This is a genomic window from Vibrio minamisatsumaniensis, assembly GCF_050337445.1.
Lineage (GTDB): Bacteria > Pseudomonadota > Gammaproteobacteria > Enterobacterales > Vibrionaceae > Vibrio > Vibrio artabrorum.
In genome coordinates this window covers 1-19792 of record NZ_JAKJSY010000005.1, presented here as the reverse complement: position 1 = coordinate 19792, position 19792 = coordinate 1, and the positions used below count along the sequence as shown (strand labels likewise).

Here is a 19792-nt window from a genome sequence, read left to right as displayed (position 1 = left end):
GCTGTCTGGGTATTTTGGGGATGACCCTGTGCCATCGTAAGAGCGTTGCTCAGTTTGCCAATTCTCTATGATGTCGTCAGATAACCAGATATCAATGCGCCCACGATCACGAAGACTTTGGTTGTATTCAGCATAATTGGTTTGCCGATAGGTGTGCTTTTTGAAGTGATGACGTCTGGATTCGTTGTCTTTGTAAGGCATGATTTTTGAACTGGACACGAAGATAGATGGCAAGGATAAAGTAAGGCACGCTCAAATCAAAATTGACGATTTTATGAGCGCGTCAACAAAGCCCTTCAACGATATGACACCCAATAACATACCTTATTATGTTCAAGCTATCACTTGGGATGATGGGATGAATGAAGTAGATTGTGATCAATATATGAACCTTTGGCAACAAGGTACTTCTATTTGGGGACAGCACTGTAACCTGCAAGGATCAGATAAAGACCCAAGCACACAAAATCCGCCACTTACGTCCGCTGATGGCCGTAACTATCGAGATATCAACTTATTTGCTCGATTTTTTGGTGATTCAGACGTAACAAATCGGTAAGCGCCCCTGGATAGTAATAGGCAAGCCCGTGGACCTTATTGTGGCGCAAGATTCGTCGGCACTTGAAACTTTTGATGTGCAGAGCTTGGCTAAGAAGAGCAATGTTTACGAACAAACGCCTTCATTTAAGGCTTAGTTAGAGGTGGCATAATCATCTTCCTTGTCTCTCGACAAAGAAGATGATTATCAATAGCAATGCCTGATTATTGAGAATGGATATCAATAATCTGCTTGTAATGATTACATCCAGTCGGTGTTACGAATAATACCAACAGCAAGTCCTTCAATAGCCAAATGCTGAGATTCTAGATCAACTTGGATTGGAGAAAACGCTTCATTTTCAGCATGTAACAGAACGGTAGAACCCTTACGTTCTAGGCGTTTTACCGTTACATCATCATCAACACGAGCCACAACAACCTGACCATCGCGCACATCTTGTGTTTTATGAACAGCCAGTAGATCACCATCCATAATACCGATGTCTTTCATACTTTCGCCATTGACGCGAAGTAAGAAGTCAGCCTGTGGTTTAAACATGCCGGGATCAACTTGGTAATGCATTTCTACATGCTCTTGAGCAAGAATAGGCTCACCAGCGGCAACCTGACCGATTAATGGTAAACCTTGTTCTTCATTTGCTGCATCTTCAAGCAAAATACGAATACCACGAGATGCGCCCGGGATAATCTCAATCGCTTCTTTACGAGCAAGAGCTTTTAAATGTTCTTCTGCAGCATTTGCAGAACGGAAGCCTAGTTCACGCGCGATTTCTGCACGTGTCGGTGGCATACCGGAATCTTCAATTTTACTTTTGATAAGATCAAAGACTTGTTGCTGGCGAGGCGTTAATGGCTTCATGATTCACCTGTCTTTTTATACAGTTAACTGTGAGTATATCCAGTAACTGGACAAAAGCAAAGCAATTGGTTGTTTTTAGTTCATTTTTAACCAATTACAGAAATAAAATCTCAAACCAAACATAACCCGCTAGCGCTAAACACATAAAGACGGCTGCAGAACCGACATCTTTCGCCATTCCAGATAGCTCATGATATTCACTACCAATTCGATCAACGACCGCTTCAATCGCGGTATTGATTAATTCGACAACCATAACTAATACCACAACCGAGATCATTAAGATGCGTTCAATTTGGCTAACGTCTAAGTAAAATGCTAACGGAATAAGTACGGCAGCCATAAACACTTCTTGTCGAAATGCAGCCTCGCTTTTAAACGAACTCTTGATACCTTGCCATGAAAAGCCTGCAGCTTTCACTATACGTTTAAATCCAGTGTTTGATTTTTTAGTCATTGTTGACCCTATACTTGATTAGTCGATGCATGTTTTTCCACAAACTTAACGGCAATATGGCTATTTCCATTAAAAGGTTAGACCAGTTTCTGGTATTCTTGCATCGATTAAATTTACGCCTAGGCTTATCCCTATTTCACCAATAGGTTTTATCCTTTTCATTTCAGATCAGAAATAGAGATACGCTTAAGCACATTGAAATAACTATTGAGGCAGTGAACCTATATGTCTTCTGGACAATCTTTTTCACGTTCATTAATGAAACTACCTTTATCCATATTGGTAAAGGGTACATCAATCCCCTCGAATCCAGTTGAGGATTTGAACATTGATTTGAGCAAACCGATTGTATACGCCTTACCGTTTCGCTCAAGTGTAGATATTCTTACATTGCAAAAACATGCGCTTGAATTAAGTTTACCAGACCCTTTGAGTAAACTTGAAATCAACGGAAAATCACTGCAACGCTACGTTTTTATCTCTTCTCGAAAAACTCTGCTTCAAGATGATGATTATGTACCAAGCTCTTCAATTGATCTCTTCTCGGAGCTGCTTTCGCTGCACGCAGAAGACTCAGAGCTCGATGTTCAAGTTATCCCAGCGACTGTATTATGGGGGCGTAAACCAGGCAAAGAGAGTAACCAAAGACCTTACTTACAAGCCATGAATGGCTTAGAGAAATCTAAAGCGGTATTACTCGCGGGTCGTGACTGCTTGGTTCGTTTCAGCCCTGTTGTTTCTTTACGTTACATGGCGAACTCTCATGGTACTCACAGCACCATTGCGCACAAGCTGGCGCGCGTTGCACGTATTCACTTCTCTCGCCAAAAACTTGCTGCGTCAGGACCTAACCTGCCAAGCCGCCAAGCCCTTTTCAACCGCCTGTTAAAATCAGAAGCGATCAAGAAAGCGATTGAAGACGAAGCACAAGCAAAGAACATCTCGATCGAGAAAGCGAGCAAAGAAGCTCAAGATATCATGGACGAGATCGCGGCAAACTTCTCTTACTCACTGATCAAACGGGGTGAGAAGATTCTTGGTTGGTTGTGGAATAAATTGTATCAAGGCTTGCATATTAACAACGCTTCAACGGTGCGTAAGCTAGCTCAAGATGGCCATGAGATCGTTTATGTACCTTGTCACCGCAGCCATATGGATTACCTACTGCTTTCTTATGTACTTTATCACGAAGGCATGGTGCCTCCGCACATCGCTGCGGGTATCAACCTGAACTTCTTCCCTGCCGGTCCTATCTTCCGTCATGGTGGTGCGTTCTTTATTCGTCGTAGCTTCAAAGGCAACAAGCTTTATTCAACCATTTTCCGTGAATATCTCGCAGAACTTTTTGCTAAAGGTTACTCAGTCGAGTACTTCAGTGAAGGGGGACGTTCTCGTACTGGTCGTCTACTGCAAGCGAAGACAGGCATGCTCGCGATGACCATTCAGGCAATGTTACGCGGAATGAATCGTCCAGTAACACTCGTTCCTGTCTATATCGGTTACGAACACGTAATGGAAGTGGCCACTTACGCGAAAGAGCTTCGTGGTAAGCGTAAAGAAAAAGAAAATGCCAGCTTAGTGATTCGTACTCTACGTAAACTGCGTAACTTCGGTAAAGGCTACGTCAACTTCGGTGAACCAATTCAGCTTAACCAATACCTAAACGAACATGCGCCAGAGTGGACGAAAGATATTGATCCAATGGGTACCAGCAAACCGCAGTGGATGAATCCAGTGGTCAACGACTTAGCGACTAAGATGATGACGCACATTAATGATGCCGCCGCGACCAATGCTCTGACACTTTGTGCAACGGCGCTATTGGCTTCAAGGCAGCGTGCATTGTCTCGTGACTCTTTGGTTTCTCAAATCAACTGCTACCTATCTTTACTAAAGAACGTACCTTACTCAGATACGTTTACCGTGCCAAAAGACAGCGCAGAAGATCTAGTCAAACACGCAGAATCACTGAACAAGTTCTTGATTGAATCAGATTCAATGGGCGACATCATTTCGCTTGACCGCCATCAATCTATTTTGATGACCTACTACCGTAATAACATCATTCACTTATTTGCTCTACCATCATTAATTGCACAGATGACTATTCGTCAGCGCGGTTTATCGATTGACGCAATTCAAGAGAACGTTGCTGCTATCTACCCGTTCTTAAAGAAAGAGCTGTTCCTAAGCTACGACGAAGACAAGCTCGAAAACGTAGTGTCGAACATCATTGAAGAGCTGGTTAACCAAGGCATGCTTGTGGTTTCCGATAACGAAGTGACGATCAACCAATCAAACAGCCAAGCCCTGATGCTGTTGGGTCGTACGATTTCAGAAACGCTACAGCGCTACTCTATTGCTCTCAACCTATTGGCAGAGAATCCAGAGCTGGATAAGTCTGACCTTGAACAGAAGAGCCAAGACATCGCACAACGCCTTGGTCGTTTACAAGGTATCAATGCACCGGAGTTCTTCGACAAAGGCGTATTTGCATCGATGTTCGCAACGCTTAAGCAACAGCAATACCTAGATAATGATGGAAATTGCGATTTAGAAAAGACTCAGCTCTTTGCTCAACTTCTCTATTCACTGCTTTACCCAGAAGTACGTTTAACCATTCAAGAAAGTATCCACCAAGTAGAGTAATCTCTCGGCGAGGATTCTCTTTAATAGCAAAGCTGGACGTTCAAAAAAGGCACCGATGGGTGCCTTTTCTTTAACGTTCACTGATACGAAGACGAGAACTTACCAAAAGGAAATGAACAAACCCGCAGTCACAACCATACCGACATAGTTGTTATTTAGAAAAGCTTGGAAACATAAGTCACGATCTCGATGACGCATCAAGTGTTGTTGATAAACGAACAAGCTACCAACAATCAATAACGCCCAGTAGAAAACATCACCCAGTTGATAGTGAACTCCCAGCACCATCAACATCGCCAACGTCACTAGCTGCAAGAAACCAATGCTCAACTTATCAAAGCGACCAAATAAAATCGCCGTCGATTTAATACCAATCTTCAGGTCATCATCTCGGTCGACCATCGCGTATTGCGTATCGTAAGCAATCGTCCACAATGCATTAATTGTGAAAATAAACCAAACAAAACCTGGTAAATCATTGGTTTGGGCAGCCCAAGCCATTGGTATTGCCCAGCTAAAAGCCAATCCAAGAAACAACTGTGGAAGATGAGTAAAACGCTTCATGAAAGGGTAAATAAAAGCTAAACCTACCCCGATAAAGGAAAGCTTAATCGTCAGAGGATTCATGGTGAGTACCAAGAAAAATGAAACCATAGCTAACACTAAAAAAAGTACAATAGCCTCCTTACTGGAAACCAAACCTGAAGGCAGTGGGCGCTGCTTAGTACGTTTTACATGACCATCCACTTTACGATCAGCAAAATCATTGATCACACAACCCGCCGAGCGCATCAGTACCACACCGATAACGAAAACAACCAAAACATCCAAGTCAGGTATGCCTTGCGCAGCAATAATCAGCGACCACAGAGTCGGCCATAGGAGTAACAAGGTACCAATCGGGCGATTCATTCGCGTTAATTGCCAGTACGCTTTCGCTTTGACGGCAAGCATTTACACATTCTCCTTAGAGTAAATAGGGGATGCAGGTAAAAACAGTTCAGCCACAAGCATCGGCTTATGATTCATCCATAATCGAGAGCGACGTGCGAGCAGTCGCACATCACCCACAAGAGCCCAACCGACTTGCAGCGCATCCCGCTCCACGTTCTCAGCGCTGAACACCGTCAGCCCAAGCGGAACATTGCCCTGTTGGGAAAGATCGGAATGTTGATCTTCTAACGTGATTCGGGGAATTAAGGTTCGGCCTAACACCCACTGAACATCATCACCTTTCAAAATAACCTTACGTAATAAGCAATCATATGATGATAAAAGATACTCTTCATCTCGCTGCAGTATCGAGCGTTCTACAACTTGATTGTGAAGTAACTCAACAGATAGATGTTCACAACACTTGCCCAATTTACGGGAAAGAGAGCCTTGTTCCATAAGCCACTCTTTAGTCATTTCATTTGGAAAATCAAATGTTTCTGTACTTTGCCAATCTACATTCATTAACGAATTAAGATACAGCGATATTGGCTGATTCATACTGGTATTCAATAAGTGACTTTACACGTATAATAAGGAACTAACTTTCGAAAAATTAAAGCGCTCTTCGAACTATCAATGTATTGGGATTTAGACTGCTCATTGTAACAAGACTAATGCGTTTCGAGTATCGCGAATAAACTAAAGAAAAGTCATAAATATGCACAAACGTTATGTAGCCCAAATATTTCTTGCGATGAGCTTGCTCTTTCCTGCATCGTGTTTTGCAAAAGAAGAGCCAACCTCTAAGCTCGCCTACTTCACGCTAGAGCCAGACCTGACCACCAATTTCCATACTAAAGGGAAAAAGCTGGGCTACATTCAAGTGCGCCTCGATATCATGGTTGCCGATAGCAAAGACTTAGCGACCATTGAGTATCATCAACCATTGATCCGTGATGCTGTCATTGAGTTACTCGGCAAACAAAACGAAGAAACGATTAAATCTCTGTCCGGTCGTGAAGATTTGAGAAAAATATTGGTTGCACACCTCAATGAGATTCTACTTCCTGAGACAGGAAAAACACTCATCGCGGATTTATTATTTACCAAGTATCTCTACCAGTGATATTAACTCAGTATTCAAATAAAAAACGGCCATCAAGCCGTTTTTTTTACATCTATCATTAGCGCATTTTTGAGTATACGCTAGTGCCTGGTCGAACTGGGCGCCTTCATTGAATCAATTAACCCAATAATCAAACCTGCAGCCAAACCTGCTAAATGGGCGGTATTTGCGATAGCCATAAATGGCAGCATATAGCCAAGTACCAACCACACCAACATAAAGCCGACAATCTGTCTCGGGATACCTAAACCAAGTTGTGGTGCCTTCGCACCAACAACCCATAAATAACCAACCAAGGCATACACAACACCAGACAAACCACCGAAGTTCGCCCCTTCAACCCAATACTGCCCAGCACCTGAAAGCGCAGAAGAGACAGCAAAGATCTGAAGTAATTTGAGGCTGCCTAGTTTCTTCTCAATGTCCCCACCTAACTGCCACCACCACAAAATATTAAATGCGATGTGCATAACGGAGAAGTGGAGAACGGCATGACTCAGCCAACGCCACAGCTGCCATTGCTGTCCATCAAAAGCTGGGAAATGCAGGGCATTGAAAATAGCTTGGCCAAAACCGATCTGTTGCAGCACAAAAATGACCATACACACCAACATCAGGCTCAGTGTCACCGGCCCCGCTTTGGCTTTGATCATGCCCATGAAGCTTGGCGTGTGGTAATGAAAGTTACTCTTTCTGGTCTCGGCCATATCCCAAGACGCCGCTTGATAGCGCTTATGGTTGGGTTCAGCTAGAAAACGATTCCGCTCAGCTTCGGTTTCAACCTGAAATTGACTATCAAGAAGCCAAAGAGCAAAACGCCCTTCTCCCTCTGGAGACATCTGAATAGGGATCTGACGCGAGGCCATATAGTCAATAAATGCTTGAGCCAGACGAGGGTTGTCTAACACCATCAGTCTAATCATTGTTACTTCCTAATCATACTATGAGAAATGCTTGAAGCGATGACGATGATAAAAGTTATAAGCCAGCAACGACTGGAAGTTCAGCGCGCTGCCAAGCTTCAAAACCACCATCAACACTGTATACCTCTTCAAAGCCTTGATTCACTAAATATTGAGCTGCACCTTGGCTACTAATGCCGTGGTAACACATCACCAAAATAGGCTGTTCAAACTCAACCTCATTCATGAACGACACCATTGTATCATTCGTCAAGTGATAGGCTGTTTTTGAGTGAGCGACGGCAAAAGACTGCGGATCACGTATATCGACAAGTCTCGCTTCGGCTTGTTCAATGAGGGCTTGTGCGCCTTTTACGTCAATATGTTTAAACTGGTCCATAACTTTCTCTTTTATGCTGATTGACTTTGCTGTCATTGTAACCTATCCCAAGGCGAACAATCACATCCACTTAATAAGGTTATCCACTAGCGATCACTTTTACAGCATTTGTGGATAAATCTGTGGATTGCGTTGATAAAGTGTTTTTTGAAAAACAGATCCACAACATGTAGTAATGATCCTGATCTAACTGTGTGTGTTATGAAAACTATCCCCACAGCACAAACCCTCACAAAGCCTTATTACACCCTGCTTTTAGACAGCTGACGAATAAACTTCTCACAGAGTTATCCACATTTTTTTTGAAAATCTCGATCAAAAAGACGGTGACATCGATCCCCAATAAAAAAGCCGAGATCTCTCGATCTCGGCCTTTTCAAAATTCAGCTATTTGTTAGCTCTACTCTACTATTAGAAGGTAGAAGCTAATAGAAACTAGATGCTATTAGAAATCACCAACGGCTTGTTTCAATTTCTTCATCGCATTCTTTTCTAACTGGCGAACACGCTCAGCAGAGATACTGTAGGTATCCGCTAAGTCTTGCAGCGTTGCTTTGTTATCGTCTAACCAACGTGAGCGAACAATGTGTTGGCTACGCTCATCTAAGCTTGCTAATGCCAACCCTAGACGATTATTGGTGTGTGACTCCCAGTTAGCCGCTTCAACCGTTTCAGCAACGTCTGATGCTTTATCTTCTAGGTAGTAAACTGGTGCCGTGTAAGCAGAGCCGCCATCGTCATCGTCCATAGGCGCTTCAAACGTCGCATCTTGTGCTGCTAGGCGGGATTCCATCTCACGAACTTCTGAAGGCTCAACACCCAGTTCACGAGCCACCGTCTCAACTTCACCGTTGTTGAACCAACCCAAACGCTTTTTAGACTTACGAAGGTTAAAGAACAGTTTACGCTGTGCTTTAGTGGTCGCAATTTTAACGATACGCCAGTTACGTAGAACGTATTCATGGATTTCAGCTTTGATCCAGTGAACAGCAAACGAGACCAGACGAACACCAACTTCTGGATTGAAGCGCTTAACAGCCTTCATCAAGCCGATGTTACCTTCTTGGACAAGATCAGCCATTGGTAACCCGTAACCAGAGTAGCCTCTTGCAACGTGTACCACAAATCGCAAGTGGGAAAGGATCAAGCCTTTCGCTGCATCTATCTCACCTTTGTAATGTAATCGCTCTGCAAGTCCACGTTCCTCTTCAGGTGTCAGCATTGGGTAGCTGTTCGCTGAACGGATATAGCTATCTAAACTATCTTGTGTGACTAAAGCCATTTGATACGCTTGGTTTGCCATTCGGTTCCTCATCAATCTCTGATCTGGAGTAATACATCTATTAAAACCCAACAATCTTGAACCTAAAATGAACAGGTTTCAAGAAGGGGGAAGTAATTATGCATAATCAATTCGTCTATACAAGGCTAAAACTGGTTAAGAAGTGCCTATTTCCTGTTTAAATATGACTCCATTCACTTAAACAGGTTCAATTTCTTTTAGATGACGCTGCGCAGACAACTTAGCCGCCACACTGCCAAGCAAAGTTCCAACAATCAGAAGCAGTAAAGACTCATCCCAACTCAAACCAATGAGACGAAAATGGCTATCATAAAGCTGAGCCAAGTCATCGACTGCACTATTCAACAATACCGTGATAAGAGCCGTCATTATCCAAGCCGTAACCGAGCCTAATACACCAAACCACATTCCTGAATACAAATATGGTCGTAAGATGAAGCTATCGGTGGCACCAATCAGCTTCATAGTTTGAATCTCATCTTTATGTGCCAACACATTAAATCGCAGTGTATTGCCAATAATCAAAAACACAGCACCCAACATCAATGTCGTTAAAGTAATAACAATCACCATTGCCAATGCTTTGATCGCATCTAATCGAGCGAGCCAATCTTCGTCTAAGCGAACATCGGTCACCAACTCTTGCTTTTTAACGGTATTTGCCAATTCTTTAATTGAGGTATCGCTGTGTACGCTTGGCGTAATCACCAAAACCCCAGGCAATGAATAATCATCGAGAATAGTCAGGGCATCTTCGAAACCAGAATACTGACTGAGATCAGCGAGCCCCTGTTGGGGTGAAATATATTCCACCAGCTCAACTTGATCCCAACTTTCGATTTCATCCTTCAACACCATGACTCGTGGCTCAGGAATACCGTCCTCTACATAAGCACTTATTTGTGACGGGCTGGTGACATCTTGCGCCACTTCACCTACATTTTTACCCAGTAAGTACAAGCAAGCCGGCATTGCTAAAGCCATAGAGATCACCGCTAGTGTCAGTAAATTGCCTAACGGGCGTTGCCACATTTGCATGAAAGATGCTTTGGCTTGCTTCCAATGAATAACAAAAAAACCATCACTTTTGACACGGTTTGCACCTCGGTTAGATTGAGGCTTCTTGATACGCTTATTCACGGCCATAGTCTTCAACCTCACTCAAAAAGCCTTGGTTTAATTCAAGATGACGGTATTGAGGGCGAGTGTTCACTAACCCGATATCGTGCGTCGCTAGGATGATCGTGACACCGGCACGATTGAACTCTTCAAATAATCGCAGCACGCGGTTAGATAATTCAGGATCTAAGTTACCGGTGGGTTCATCGGCTAACAGCAGAGTTGGGCGGTTAACCACAGCGCGAGCAATACCCACGCGTTGTTGTTCGCCACCAGAAAGTTGGCTCGGCAAGCAACGAGCTTTATCTAGCAGACCGGTTTTATCTAACGCTGCACTGACTCGACGCTTTATTTCATTTTCAGAAATAGATTCAATACGCATAGGCAGAGCGACATTATCGAAGATCGAGCGATCCATCAGCAATCGATGGTCTTGAAAAACAATCCCAATATTACGGCGTAAAAAAGGGATATCTTTCGCTGGGATACGAGTGATATCGTGTTCATTAAACCAAACTCGTCCGTCAGTTGGGCGCTCTATCGCGCAGATCAACTTCAGCAAGGTACTTTTACCAGCACCGGAGTGCCCGCCTAAAAATGCCATCTCTCCACGTTTGAGGTGAAAGTCCACCTTTTGGAGTGCTTGACGTCCGCCTCGGTAGGCCTTACTCACTTGCTGAAATTTGATCACCGAAAATTCCTCTTACGATCACTAATATCAAATTTAAAACGGTAGCAGATTGAAGATAAAACACTTTACTGCTCGCATTACTCTTCGCGACTAAATAGCGCTTCAATAAAGTCTTTCGACTCAAATGGACGCAGGTCATCAATACCTTCACCGACACCAATATAGCGAATTGGGATTTGGAACTGATCAGCAATAGAGAAAATCACCCCACCTTTCGCTGTTCCGTCTAACTTAGTTAACGTGATCCCCGTTACTGGCGCGACCTCACTGAACAGTTTAGCTTGACTGATCGCGTTCTGGCCTGTACCTGCATCGAGCGTTAGCATGATTTCGTGTGGTGCAGAGTCATCAATTTTCTTCATTACACGAACAATCTTACGGAGCTCTTCCATCAAGTTGCTCTTGTTCTGTAAACGACCTGCAGTATCGGCAATCACCACATCGACACCACGTGCTTTTGCCGCTTCAATCGCATCATAAATAACAGATGCACTGTCCGCACCAGTATGTTGAGCGATAACCGGCACCTCGTTACGCTGCCCCCAAACCTGAAGCTGTTCAACGGCTGCGGCACGGAAGGTATCACCTGCCGCAAGCATCACTTTTTTGCCTTCATTTTGGAATTGTTTCGCCAGCTTACCGATGGTCGTAGTCTTACCTACACCGTTCACACCCACCATTAAGATAACGTAAGGTGTTTTAGTGGTATCCACAACCAGAGGCTGTTCCACTTGGCTTAAGATGTCTGCCATCTCTTCTTTAAGCAGACCATAAAGTGCTTCACCATCTTTCAGGTCATTGCGAGATGCTTTTTCTGTCAGGTTTTCAATGATCTTAACCGTGGTATTCATACCCACGTCAGCAATCAGAAGTTGCTCTTCTAGCTCTTCAAACAGGTCTTCATCGATTTGCTTGCCTTTGAACAGACCAAAGAAACCCGCACCGATGTTTGCTTTAGTGCGGCTTAGGCTGCGCTTAAGGCGAGCAAAGAAGCTTTCTGTCGGCTTCTCTTGTACTTCTTCAACCTGAGCTTGAGGAGCAACCACTTCTTCCTGTTCTGCTTCTGCTGCGACAGGTTGCCGCTCTTGTTGAGTCTCTTCAAGCGCTTGATCAGATTCAACTGATTTAGGTTCATTTGGCTTAGCGATATCAGCTTCAGGCGCGACCTGTTCAGCCTCAACTTGTGATTCAACTTCAGTTTGATCTTCAACGTTTTCTACGTTCGCTTCATTCTGAGTTTTTGGGCTTTGTTCTTCTTCACCAAAACCAAGCCACGATAATAATCCGCGCTTCTTTTTTTCCGTCATCAGAGGAGTTTCCTAGATCTACTAATTAGCTGTATTGACTTAATACACGTCGACTCTTTGCTATTGTTATACAATACAAGCTTGTACAAACGAATAGTAAAGAAAAATGACAAAGCAGTGATAAGTTTGCTTTTAGCTTGATACACTTTGTCATTGCAAATTTATTTAATACACGAACCCCGTTAAATTGGGTTTGGTATAGTATCACTTTATTAGCGGTCAAAAAATCTATGGTAAGACGTCGCCAGCAAAACACATCACAAAAAAAGCCATCCGGAGGCTTTGTTCGAATTATTAGTGGCTCATGGAGAGGTAGAAAACTGCCTGTTCATGATTTAGAAGGATTACGCCCAACCATTGACCGAGTAAAAGAGACGCTCTTTAACTGGGTGGCTCAAGATATCCCACATTCAACTTGCTTGGATGTATTTGCCGGTTCTGGCGGCCTAGGGTTTGAAGCCGCTTCTCGCCAAGCAAAAATGGTGACACTGCTCGAAATGAATCCAAAGGCGGCCAAACAGCTTTCTGATAACGCGAAAGAACTCAAGGCAGACAACATCAATGTCGTGAATACTGATGCTATCGCTTTCCTTAAGAAGCCAGGCACTCCTTACGATATGGTTTTTCTTGATCCACCATTTCGTAAAGGCTTGCTGGCAGAAACCGTACAACTGCTTGAGAGTAACGGTTGGCTTACAGACAATGCCATCATTTACATTGAGACAGAGAAAGAACTGAAACTCGAAGCTATGCCAGATAACTGGGAATTGCATCGCGATAAGACCACAGGACAGTCCAGCTACCGACTGTTCAATCGAATCACTGAAGAATAGGAGTTATTGAATGAAGTTCTTGCTTCCACTAGCAAAAGCAGCCATTGCCTTTGTTTGGTTTGTCTTAATCGTCAACATTTTCCACCCGTTCCCAGGTAATGGAGCCATTGCACTTTACATCATGACCGCATTTTTGCTCTTCATGCACGGCCTGCAAATGCTCATCTTTATCGGTGCTTTCGGTGATAAAATCAACATGTCACGCTGGGATAAATGGTCAATATTGATTTTTGGTATTTTCGCTCTACTCGATATCCGACGTAAACACATGATGTAAATACCGTGACATCGTCAACCCAGAGAAGCCGCTCAATTGAGCGGCTTCTTTATATTTAGCCGCTGAAAATATCATCTCTACTCGCCGAATATCTAAAAGTCAAAAGACTCAAAAAAACCCGTTGTGGCTATAGTTCAGTGGTGGCATACACGCTCACGATTGGTGCAAAGTTTGTTATCAACAACCACAACCTTCTCCATCTTCAGGAAAAACTTCAGCAGGCCATCCAAATCCAAACCATTGAGCTTGCACGTATGGAAACGCGCTTCTGTCCCGTAGGTTTGCGCGAGCGTTTGTGTCAACTCTTCACGAGTCAATGACTTTTCACTCAGTAGGTTTAAAACGTTGTGTGCATGAATTTCGGTAGTCATAACGCTATCTCATGTTTAATGAAATAAATGTAGAGTACTTACTTTCATCTGAGCAGTATTGATGTAGCTCAGAGTTAGGTTAGCTCTACCCTAAATGGTAAGGGAAGCCACAATAAGAGCGTGCGCCAGAAAGTAACTGCCCGTCACCCAAAAGTAGGCACCTTTGATTGGGCTACGGTAGAAATTCAGAGCGTACGCTAATGCCGAAAGCAGTAATACGGTACAACCAGCAAAACCCACCGCATGCGACAGTTCAGGATCAAGCAACCAGAGCTCACCAGAAGCCCATGCAAGCTGAATAAGCACGATACCCATGATAACCACAGGAAAGACGAGTTTGTCTAAGCGAGGAAGAAGTAAGAAGAAAGCCACGACACAAGCCGCTAATAGGAATGCGAACAACCACCAGACCATTTCTCCTGAGAGCTGCAACCAAAATGCTTTGCTGTAACAGAGCTGAGCCAGTAAGAAACAAATAAAATGCAGGGGGCGTTTTTGAGCAACAGTATGAAAGACATCTGCGATCGCAGAGATCGCTAACCCAGCCACTATCCAATAGGTAAAATCAGCAACGACAGATTGAGTTAAAGCGATAGTCGCTAATAAGAAAAAGGTAAAAACCTTATACGATAAGGCCTGACCGATATGTCCATGTTTCGTTCCTGATATTGCTCCGATACCAGACAAGGAAACCGCCAACCAACTCCACATACCATTTGCCCTATTGCTTTAAATCGTCGCCAGTCTAGGCACACGAGTGTTGATGTAAAGCCTCGGCTCCTCAAAATTGGATCTTGATTACGCTTCCACGAAAAAGAGTCTCTTTAGGTTGAAGTCGTAATAATGAACACAGTAATAACGGCTATTCGTTTAAAAATAGAGCGAATTAGCATAAAACCCATTCAAACGGGCATTAGAGTAGCCATACTGGAGTTTTGGTCAATTCTAACCTATAGAATCCACAAAAAACGGGCCCTATATCGCTAAATTCCACACTTTAAAAATTAAAAACACCACATTTAAATCAAACAATAACAACAACTTAAACAAGTAAACTCAAGGTTAACAGGAAAACAAAAACGCTACCTAAGTCTAGACTGATAAAGTAGCCAATTTTCTTTTGTAAAGTCCCACTTTGTCATATTTCTCCAAGTCCTCTGTAAAAATCACCACAAAATTCAAACCAAAAACTAAAAAAACCGACAAAAACAAACCCATACATCGCCAACCCTTATTAATACAGTTTAACAACATTTAACAATATAAATCACACAAAACAACCATTAAAAAACAATGACTTATATTAAAAAGGAACAAACATGAATCATAACGCACAAAATAAGAACACTCCGAAAATACAGTTAAACACCCCCAAACAGGCCAAAAACCAATAGTTTCTCTCCACTTTTAAAGCTTTCGAAAGTAATTCTTGATCTAAAGCCATAATTAGTGCTATTGTTTAAGACATAGCGAGAGACAACCAAATTTAGGAGTAGTGTTATGATTTCATCTTCGCAAAGACAAGGACTTGTAATGATCGCGGTAGTTGTAGGTCTAATGACACTACCGATGATGTACTAAGCAAGTTACAGATAAAAAAGGGACGCCATGGCGTCCCTTTTTTTGTTCAATTTTTTCACTTCGAAAACAGATGCAGTGTGAGCACATCCCAGTTCGCATAATAGAAACCCACAGCAGCTAAAGTCATTGCTATCATCAGTAAGACGGCTACTCGCCAGATAAAACGACCACTACGTGGGGTCAACGCCTTCTCACAGTCGTTACACATCATGATGAACTTATGTTGATCTTCCAACTTAGCCTCATGTTCATTGACAACCCGGTTACGGCACGTTGCGATATAACGCAGCTTACTCACCATATCGTGCGGTAACCTTTCTTCACAGCTGGTTACAAGCTCATGCAATCCTTCGCCTTCGGCGTGATATTGAAGCCTCAATAATTTCTCTATATTACGAGTTCTTGTCACTACTTTTTCAATATCGGTCATCTTGACCCTCCCACTCCACACTATGATTCTAGTTGAGTATTTCCTTATTCTTATACAAAATCACCGTTATTTACGAGATAAAGAGACCATAAATAACAATGCCTTATCCCAAACAGGCCATTAAATGTGATGTCTGCCGAAAAATAATCAGTTTGGTTTACAACAGTTCACGAATAACAGCTTTAAACACATATCCCTTTAGCTTGAAAGACTAGAATAGCCATCACGACGACATGGAGGTTATATGCCTAATTCACTCTTTTTTGCCATCTTTGCACTCGCGGTTCTAGCGGCTTGGGTATTTATTGGTTTCTATCGAAAGCACTCACAAGGTGAAAATGCACCAGAAAAGAAAGTGAATGTCACCGTGTTAGACAAACAATCCATCGACCTTCCTGACGCAGAGCCTGGCCAAGAAGATCGTGAGTATTGGATTTACGTTCAACGTGGTGTCGTTGGCCCAAAACGAGAATTCCAAGTGGGTATCCACTACTTTCACGCCCTCAACCCTGGCGACAAAGGAACCTTAACCTACCAAGGTGACAAGTTCTTACACTTTGCATTGAAACGTTAATCACTTTAGTACAACGACTTTCAGCAGAACTAAGGTAATAACCAACTCGTTTTCGGCGATTTAGCAACCAACCAGCTCAACCATAAAGCCCCCGTACCACTAACCACTATCCATAATGGAATCACCCATGCAGGGTGTCCTTGGAACGGCTTTGTTGACGCGCTCATAAAATCGTCAATTTTGATTTGAGCGTGCCTTACTTTATCCTTGCCATCTATCTTCGTGTCCAGTTCAAAAATCATGCCTTACAAAGACAACGAATCCAGACGTCATCACTTCAAAAAGCACACCTATCGGCAAACCAATTATGCTGAATACAACCAAAGTCTTCGTGATCGTGGGCGCATTGATATCTGGTTATCTGACGACATCATAGAGAATTGGCAAACTGAGCAACGCTCTTACGATGGCACAGGGTCATCCCCAAAATACCCAGACAGCACAATCATGGCATGCCATTATTTGAGACTCGTATTCAAACAACCTCTCCGACAGACTCAAGGCTTTATCGATAGTCTCCTCCAGGAAATGGGCTACACAAACCTCTCCTGTCCTGACTTTTCGTGTCTATCAAAGCGTCTCTCTAAGCTTGAACTTAAGACGCCAAAATTCAAAAAAACAGACAAACCCGATGAATATTTAGCGGCGATAGCCATTGATTCCACTGGCCTGAAAGAATTTGGTAAGGGTGAATGGCACCAGGAAAAACATAAAGTAAACGTAAAGCGCAGCTGGAAAAAAGCGCACTTTGCTGTTGGTGATGAACATATTATTCATGGCGCGATATTGACGAAGAAAGACACTATGGATTTTCAGGTTGTCGAGGAATTAAGTAAGCAAGTTGATGTGGAAGTTGACCATGTTTCAGCAGATAAAATGTACGATACCGATGACGTCTATGATGCTTTAACGAGCAAATTTCCAGAGAGTGACATAGCCATTCCTCCCAAAGGAAATCTGTATGCAGACGATGCTCATAACCCTAAAAGGATGAGCAATTTGGTGGCGTATTCTGCCTTAGGTCCCATACGCTGGCAAAAGAAAAAGCAGTATGGAAAACGGAATGTCTCAGAGAATGCGATGCACCGTTACAAAACAATTATAGGCCCCAAATTACACAGTAGAGACTTTAACAATCAACAACAGGAAATGATGCTAGGCGCATCAATATTGAATAGATTTACCCAGCTTGGTATGCCCGAGAGCTACCGAGTCGCCTGATGGCATCAAAAGACAGAGTGGGTTGAGTACGGAAACAAAGCCCCCCTGCCCATAATAGCGCGGCATGTCCATCAGGCACCTTGCCTTGTGCTTTACCGGTAATCTTAGGTGCAATGCCCTGTACAAAGCCATAAGCAATGGTCCAAGCCGCTAAGAAGCCTCCTACCCATGAGTGATCCCATCCAAACACACTGCCTAGGTAAATCGGCAAAGCAATCACAAACCACACATCACGAGCACCAAACAGGAACATACGCGCCGCAGATAGAATGTTGATGGATTCAGACTTAGAGAAGATCTGTTTGAATTTAGGTTTGGTTTTCGCTTTACCCATGTCCGCTTCTAAGCTCATCAAGCTGCCGATGAACACCAATGTCAGCACTGCGGCCATCGTAAGCACCGCGTATTGAAAGCCAATCGTCGAGAGCAGCAAACCGCCAATAAAAAAGCCAGCACCTTTAAGCGCATTCTTCGATCCAGTCAGAATTGCAATCCACTTATAAAGCGCGCCTTGTTGTTCATCAGGAACCAACGTCTTAATCGAGCTTTTGGCACTCATCTTATTGAGGTCTTTCGCGATACCAGACAAAGCCTGCGCCGCCATGACCCAAGGAATAGTCAACATTGCACTTGGCACAGCGAGCATACCTAAGGCGACGACTTGCATCCCTAAACCGATGTTCATGGTTTTATTCAAGCCTAGACGAGCCCCTAACCAGCCCCCAATTAGGTTCGTTACCACACCAAAAAATTCATAGAAAAGGAACAGTGAAGCAATCTCTAACGAGCTGTAGCCAAGATCGTAAAAATACAGAACCACCAGCATGCGAAGTGCACCATCAGTAATGGTGAAGTTCCAGTAGTTGAAAGTCACCAACATGTATTGGCGAACGCTCTTACTTAGATTTGAAAACATAACACTATCTCTGCAATCGAAACAAAAAGAGCTTTTGGATCATGATAAGCTCAACACTCCCGATACCAAAAGCTCCTTGTATAACAACAATGGCTTATTAGCGGTTTGCTACGCCATTAATGTATTCAACCTGAGTAGGCTTAGTAAATACACCCGGACGCAGTGCCTGCACCTCTTCAACAATCTTGCTCATGTCCCAACTCTTCTCTAGCAGCAGATGAGCCGCGAACAAACCAGTACGACCAGAGCCGCCCATGCAGTGCATCGCGACCTTGCCGCCGTTATCGACGATGTTATGAAGTTCAGGGCTAGCTGCTTGCCACTTCGCAGCAAAATCAGCACCCGGTGCACAGTCGTCTTCAATTTCGATCTGGAACCATTGCATGCCTAGCGCACGTGTTTTTTCGCCAAGTGCCGCCACGTCTTTACTGGCAAGCTCATGGTCATCAAGTGCTGTCACGATCGCTTCAACGCCTTGCTCTTTTAGCTGAGCCAGTGACGCATCAAGCGTTGCTTCTTTGGTACCTGGGCATGGAGTCAGAATGAGCGCACCTTGCTCTAGGTCTAGTTGCCATGTTGGGTGTACTTGAGAATCTGTCATCGTCATTCCCCCTTACGCCAAGCCGACGGTACGAACCAACTCAGCAGTACGTGTCGCGTACCCCATTTCGTTGTCATACCAAGCATAGATCTTAACCATGCGCTTGCCGACCAACATCGTAGAGAGGGCATCTACGATCGTTGAACGTTGGTCACCTTTGTAATCGATGGACACCAGTGGACGCTCTTCGAAGCCAAGAATGCCTTTCAGTTCATTCTCAGATGCTTCTTGCAGCATCGCGTTGACTGCTTCTACCGTGGTGTCTTGTTTCACTTCGAAGATGATGTCTGTCAGAGAAGCATTCGCTAGCGGTACACGAACCGCGTGGCCGTTGATGCGGTTTTCAAGCTCAGGGAAGATCTCAACAATCGCTTTGGCGCGGCTTTGTTTCCGTACTCAACCCACTCTGTCTTTTGATGCCATCAGGCGACTCGGTAGCTCTCGGGCATACCAAGCTGGGTAAATCTATTCAATATTGATGCGCCTAGCATCATTTCCTGTTGTTGATTGTTAAAGTCTCTACTGTGTAATTTGGGGCCTATAATTGTTTTGTAACGGTGCATCGCATTCTCTGAGACATTCCGTTTTCCATACTGCTTTTTCTTTTGCCAGCGTATGGGACCTAAGGCAGAATACGCCACCAAATTGCTCATCCTTTTAGGGTTATGAGCATCGTCT

21 protein-coding genes and 5 pseudogenes are annotated in these 19792 nt (G+C 43.6%); 7 read left to right on the top strand and 19 right to left on the bottom strand.

All coding sequences use genetic code 11. The features are described 5' to 3' along the window. Window positions 1–219: pseudogene (locus L4B77_RS00730) on the bottom strand (IS5 family transposase); the annotation flags it as partial. Between the two features lie 55 nt (window positions 220–274). Here L4B77_RS00730 and L4B77_RS00725 point away from each other — a divergent pair. Beyond that, complete coding sequence (locus L4B77_RS00725; RefSeq protein WP_429748121.1) at window positions 275–559, top strand: hypothetical protein; 285 nt, start codon at window positions 275–277, stop codon at window positions 557–559. A 240-nt stretch (window positions 560–799) separates the two neighbouring features. Here the strand turns inward: L4B77_RS00725 and lexA are convergent, their stop codons facing one another. Beyond that, the gene (lexA, locus tag L4B77_RS00720; RefSeq protein WP_261838369.1) at window positions 800–1420 is read right to left on the bottom strand and encodes a transcriptional repressor LexA; all 621 of its coding nucleotides are present in this window, start codon (window positions 1418–1420) and stop codon (window positions 800–802) included. 94 nt (window positions 1421–1514) lie between these two features. Further along, on the bottom strand, window positions 1515–1877 hold the full coding sequence (locus L4B77_RS00715) for a diacylglycerol kinase (RefSeq protein WP_261838370.1): 363 nt from the start codon (window positions 1875–1877) through the stop codon (window positions 1515–1517). 225 nt (window positions 1878–2102) lie between these two features. Between L4B77_RS00715 and plsB the strand changes: the two genes are divergently transcribed. Next, window positions 2103–4526 (top strand): glycerol-3-phosphate 1-O-acyltransferase PlsB, encoded by a 2424-nt coding sequence (gene plsB, locus L4B77_RS00710; protein ID WP_261838371.1) that lies wholly within the window; start codon window positions 2103–2105, stop codon window positions 4524–4526. A 99-nt stretch (window positions 4527–4625) separates the two neighbouring features. Here plsB and ubiA read toward each other — a convergent pair whose 3' ends face one another. After that, on the bottom strand, window positions 4626–5480 hold the full coding sequence (gene ubiA / locus L4B77_RS00705) for a 4-hydroxybenzoate octaprenyltransferase (protein ID WP_372091891.1): 855 nt from the start codon (window positions 5478–5480) through the stop codon (window positions 4626–4628). Then, a complete protein-coding gene (locus L4B77_RS00700; protein ID WP_261838373.1) occupies window positions 5481–6020 on the bottom strand; it encodes a chorismate lyase in 540 nt (179 codons plus the stop codon). 160 nt (window positions 6021–6180) lie between these two features. Between L4B77_RS00700 and L4B77_RS00695 the strand changes: the two genes are divergently transcribed. Continuing rightward, the gene (locus tag L4B77_RS00695) at window positions 6181–6588 is read left to right on the top strand and encodes a flagellar basal body-associated protein FliL (RefSeq protein WP_261838374.1); all 408 of its coding nucleotides are present in this window, start codon (window positions 6181–6183) and stop codon (window positions 6586–6588) included. Between the two features lie 80 nt (window positions 6589–6668). Here L4B77_RS00695 and glpG read toward each other — a convergent pair whose 3' ends face one another. The 6 genes from glpG to ftsY all read right to left on the bottom strand — a co-directional run bounded on the left by glpG (window position 6669) and on the right by ftsY (window position 12310). Further along, window positions 6669–7511, bottom strand: coding sequence for a rhomboid family intramembrane serine protease GlpG (gene glpG / locus L4B77_RS00690; RefSeq protein WP_261838375.1), 843 nt, complete (start codon window positions 7509–7511; stop codon window positions 6669–6671). 55 nt (window positions 7512–7566) lie between these two features. Continuing rightward, window positions 7567–7890, bottom strand: coding sequence for a thiosulfate sulfurtransferase GlpE (gene glpE, locus L4B77_RS00685; RefSeq protein WP_261838376.1), 324 nt, complete (start codon window positions 7888–7890; stop codon window positions 7567–7569). A 445-nt stretch (window positions 7891–8335) separates the two neighbouring features. Beyond that, the gene (rpoH, locus tag L4B77_RS00680) at window positions 8336–9193 is read right to left on the bottom strand and encodes an RNA polymerase sigma factor RpoH (RefSeq protein ID WP_017055518.1); all 858 of its coding nucleotides are present in this window, start codon (window positions 9191–9193) and stop codon (window positions 8336–8338) included. Between the two features lie 177 nt (window positions 9194–9370). After that, window positions 9371–10339 (bottom strand): permease-like cell division protein FtsX, encoded by a 969-nt coding sequence (gene ftsX / locus L4B77_RS00675; RefSeq protein WP_261838377.1) that lies wholly within the window; start codon window positions 10337–10339, stop codon window positions 9371–9373. Continuing rightward, window positions 10326–11003 (bottom strand): cell division ATP-binding protein FtsE, encoded by a 678-nt coding sequence (gene ftsE, locus L4B77_RS00670; RefSeq protein WP_261838378.1) that lies wholly within the window; start codon window positions 11001–11003, stop codon window positions 10326–10328. Before ftsE ends, ftsX begins: the two co-directional genes overlap by 14 nt. A 77-nt stretch (window positions 11004–11080) precedes the next feature. Further along, window positions 11081–12310: a signal recognition particle-docking protein FtsY gene (ftsY, locus tag L4B77_RS00665; RefSeq protein WP_429748120.1), complete on the bottom strand. Its 1230-nt coding sequence runs from the start codon at window positions 12308–12310 to the stop codon at window positions 11081–11083. A 230-nt stretch (window positions 12311–12540) separates the two neighbouring features. Here ftsY and rsmD point away from each other — a divergent pair, with 230 nt between their 5' ends. Together rsmD and L4B77_RS00655 are read left to right on the top strand one after the other, a co-directional pair. Beyond that, on the top strand, window positions 12541–13143 hold the full coding sequence (rsmD, locus tag L4B77_RS00660; RefSeq protein WP_429748119.1) for a 16S rRNA (guanine(966)-N(2))-methyltransferase RsmD: 603 nt from the start codon (window positions 12541–12543) through the stop codon (window positions 13141–13143). A 10-nt stretch (window positions 13144–13153) separates the two neighbouring features. Then, on the top strand, window positions 13154–13420 hold the full coding sequence (locus tag L4B77_RS00655) for a DUF1145 domain-containing protein (protein WP_261838381.1): 267 nt from the start codon (window positions 13154–13156) through the stop codon (window positions 13418–13420). A 134-nt stretch (window positions 13421–13554) separates the two neighbouring features. Here L4B77_RS00655 and L4B77_RS00650 read toward each other — a convergent pair whose 3' ends face one another. The 3 genes from L4B77_RS00650 to L4B77_RS00640 all read right to left on the bottom strand — a co-directional run bounded on the left by L4B77_RS00650 (window position 13555) and on the right by L4B77_RS00640 (window position 15802). Beyond that, window positions 13555–13791 carry a YecH family metal-binding protein gene (locus tag L4B77_RS00650; protein ID WP_261838382.1) on the bottom strand — a complete coding sequence of 79 codons (237 nt, stop codon included), beginning with the start codon at window positions 13789–13791 and terminating at the stop codon, window positions 13555–13557. 90 nt (window positions 13792–13881) lie between these two features. Next, a complete protein-coding gene (locus tag L4B77_RS00645) occupies window positions 13882–14502 on the bottom strand; it encodes a lysoplasmalogenase (protein WP_261838383.1) in 621 nt (206 codons plus the stop codon). Window positions 14503–15427: 925 nt separating this feature from the next. Continuing rightward, window positions 15428–15802, bottom strand: a complete 375-nt coding sequence (locus L4B77_RS00640) for a DUF4145 domain-containing protein (protein ID WP_261838384.1) — start codon at window positions 15800–15802, stop codon at window positions 15428–15430. Between the two features lie 244 nt (window positions 15803–16046). Between L4B77_RS00640 and L4B77_RS00635 the strand changes: the two genes are divergently transcribed. Beyond that, a complete protein-coding gene (locus L4B77_RS00635; RefSeq protein ID WP_261838385.1) occupies window positions 16047–16376 on the top strand; it encodes a DUF2500 domain-containing protein in 330 nt (109 codons plus the stop codon). 29 nt (window positions 16377–16405) lie between these two features. Here the strand turns inward: L4B77_RS00635 and L4B77_RS00630 are convergent. Further along, window positions 16406–16522, bottom strand: a pseudogene (locus L4B77_RS00630) (acyltransferase); the annotation flags it as partial. Between the two features lie 94 nt (window positions 16523–16616). On the opposite strand from L4B77_RS00630, the gene L4B77_RS00625 reads away from it, so the two are divergent. Then, entirely contained in the window at window positions 16617–17597 is a 981-nt protein-coding gene (locus L4B77_RS00625) for an IS5 family transposase (protein ID WP_429748118.1), read from the top strand. Between the two features lie 25 nt (window positions 17598–17622). On the opposite strand, the pseudogene arsJ reads toward L4B77_RS00625, so the two are convergent. The 4 genes and pseudogenes from arsJ to L4B77_RS00605 form a co-directional block, all read right to left on the bottom strand. After that, window positions 17623–18513 (bottom strand): annotated as a pseudogene (gene arsJ / locus L4B77_RS00620) (organoarsenical effux MFS transporter ArsJ); the annotation flags it as partial. A 97-nt stretch (window positions 18514–18610) separates the two neighbouring features. Next, on the bottom strand, window positions 18611–19120 hold the full coding sequence (locus L4B77_RS00615; protein ID WP_429748117.1) for a cyclin-dependent kinase inhibitor 3 family protein: 510 nt from the start codon (window positions 19118–19120) through the stop codon (window positions 18611–18613). Between the two features lie 6 nt (window positions 19121–19126). Continuing rightward, window positions 19127–19492 (bottom strand): annotated as a pseudogene (locus L4B77_RS00610) (ArsJ-associated glyceraldehyde-3-phosphate dehydrogenase); the annotation flags it as partial. Between the two features lie 44 nt (window positions 19493–19536). Then, window positions 19537–19792: pseudogene (locus L4B77_RS00605) on the bottom strand (IS5 family transposase); the annotation flags it as partial.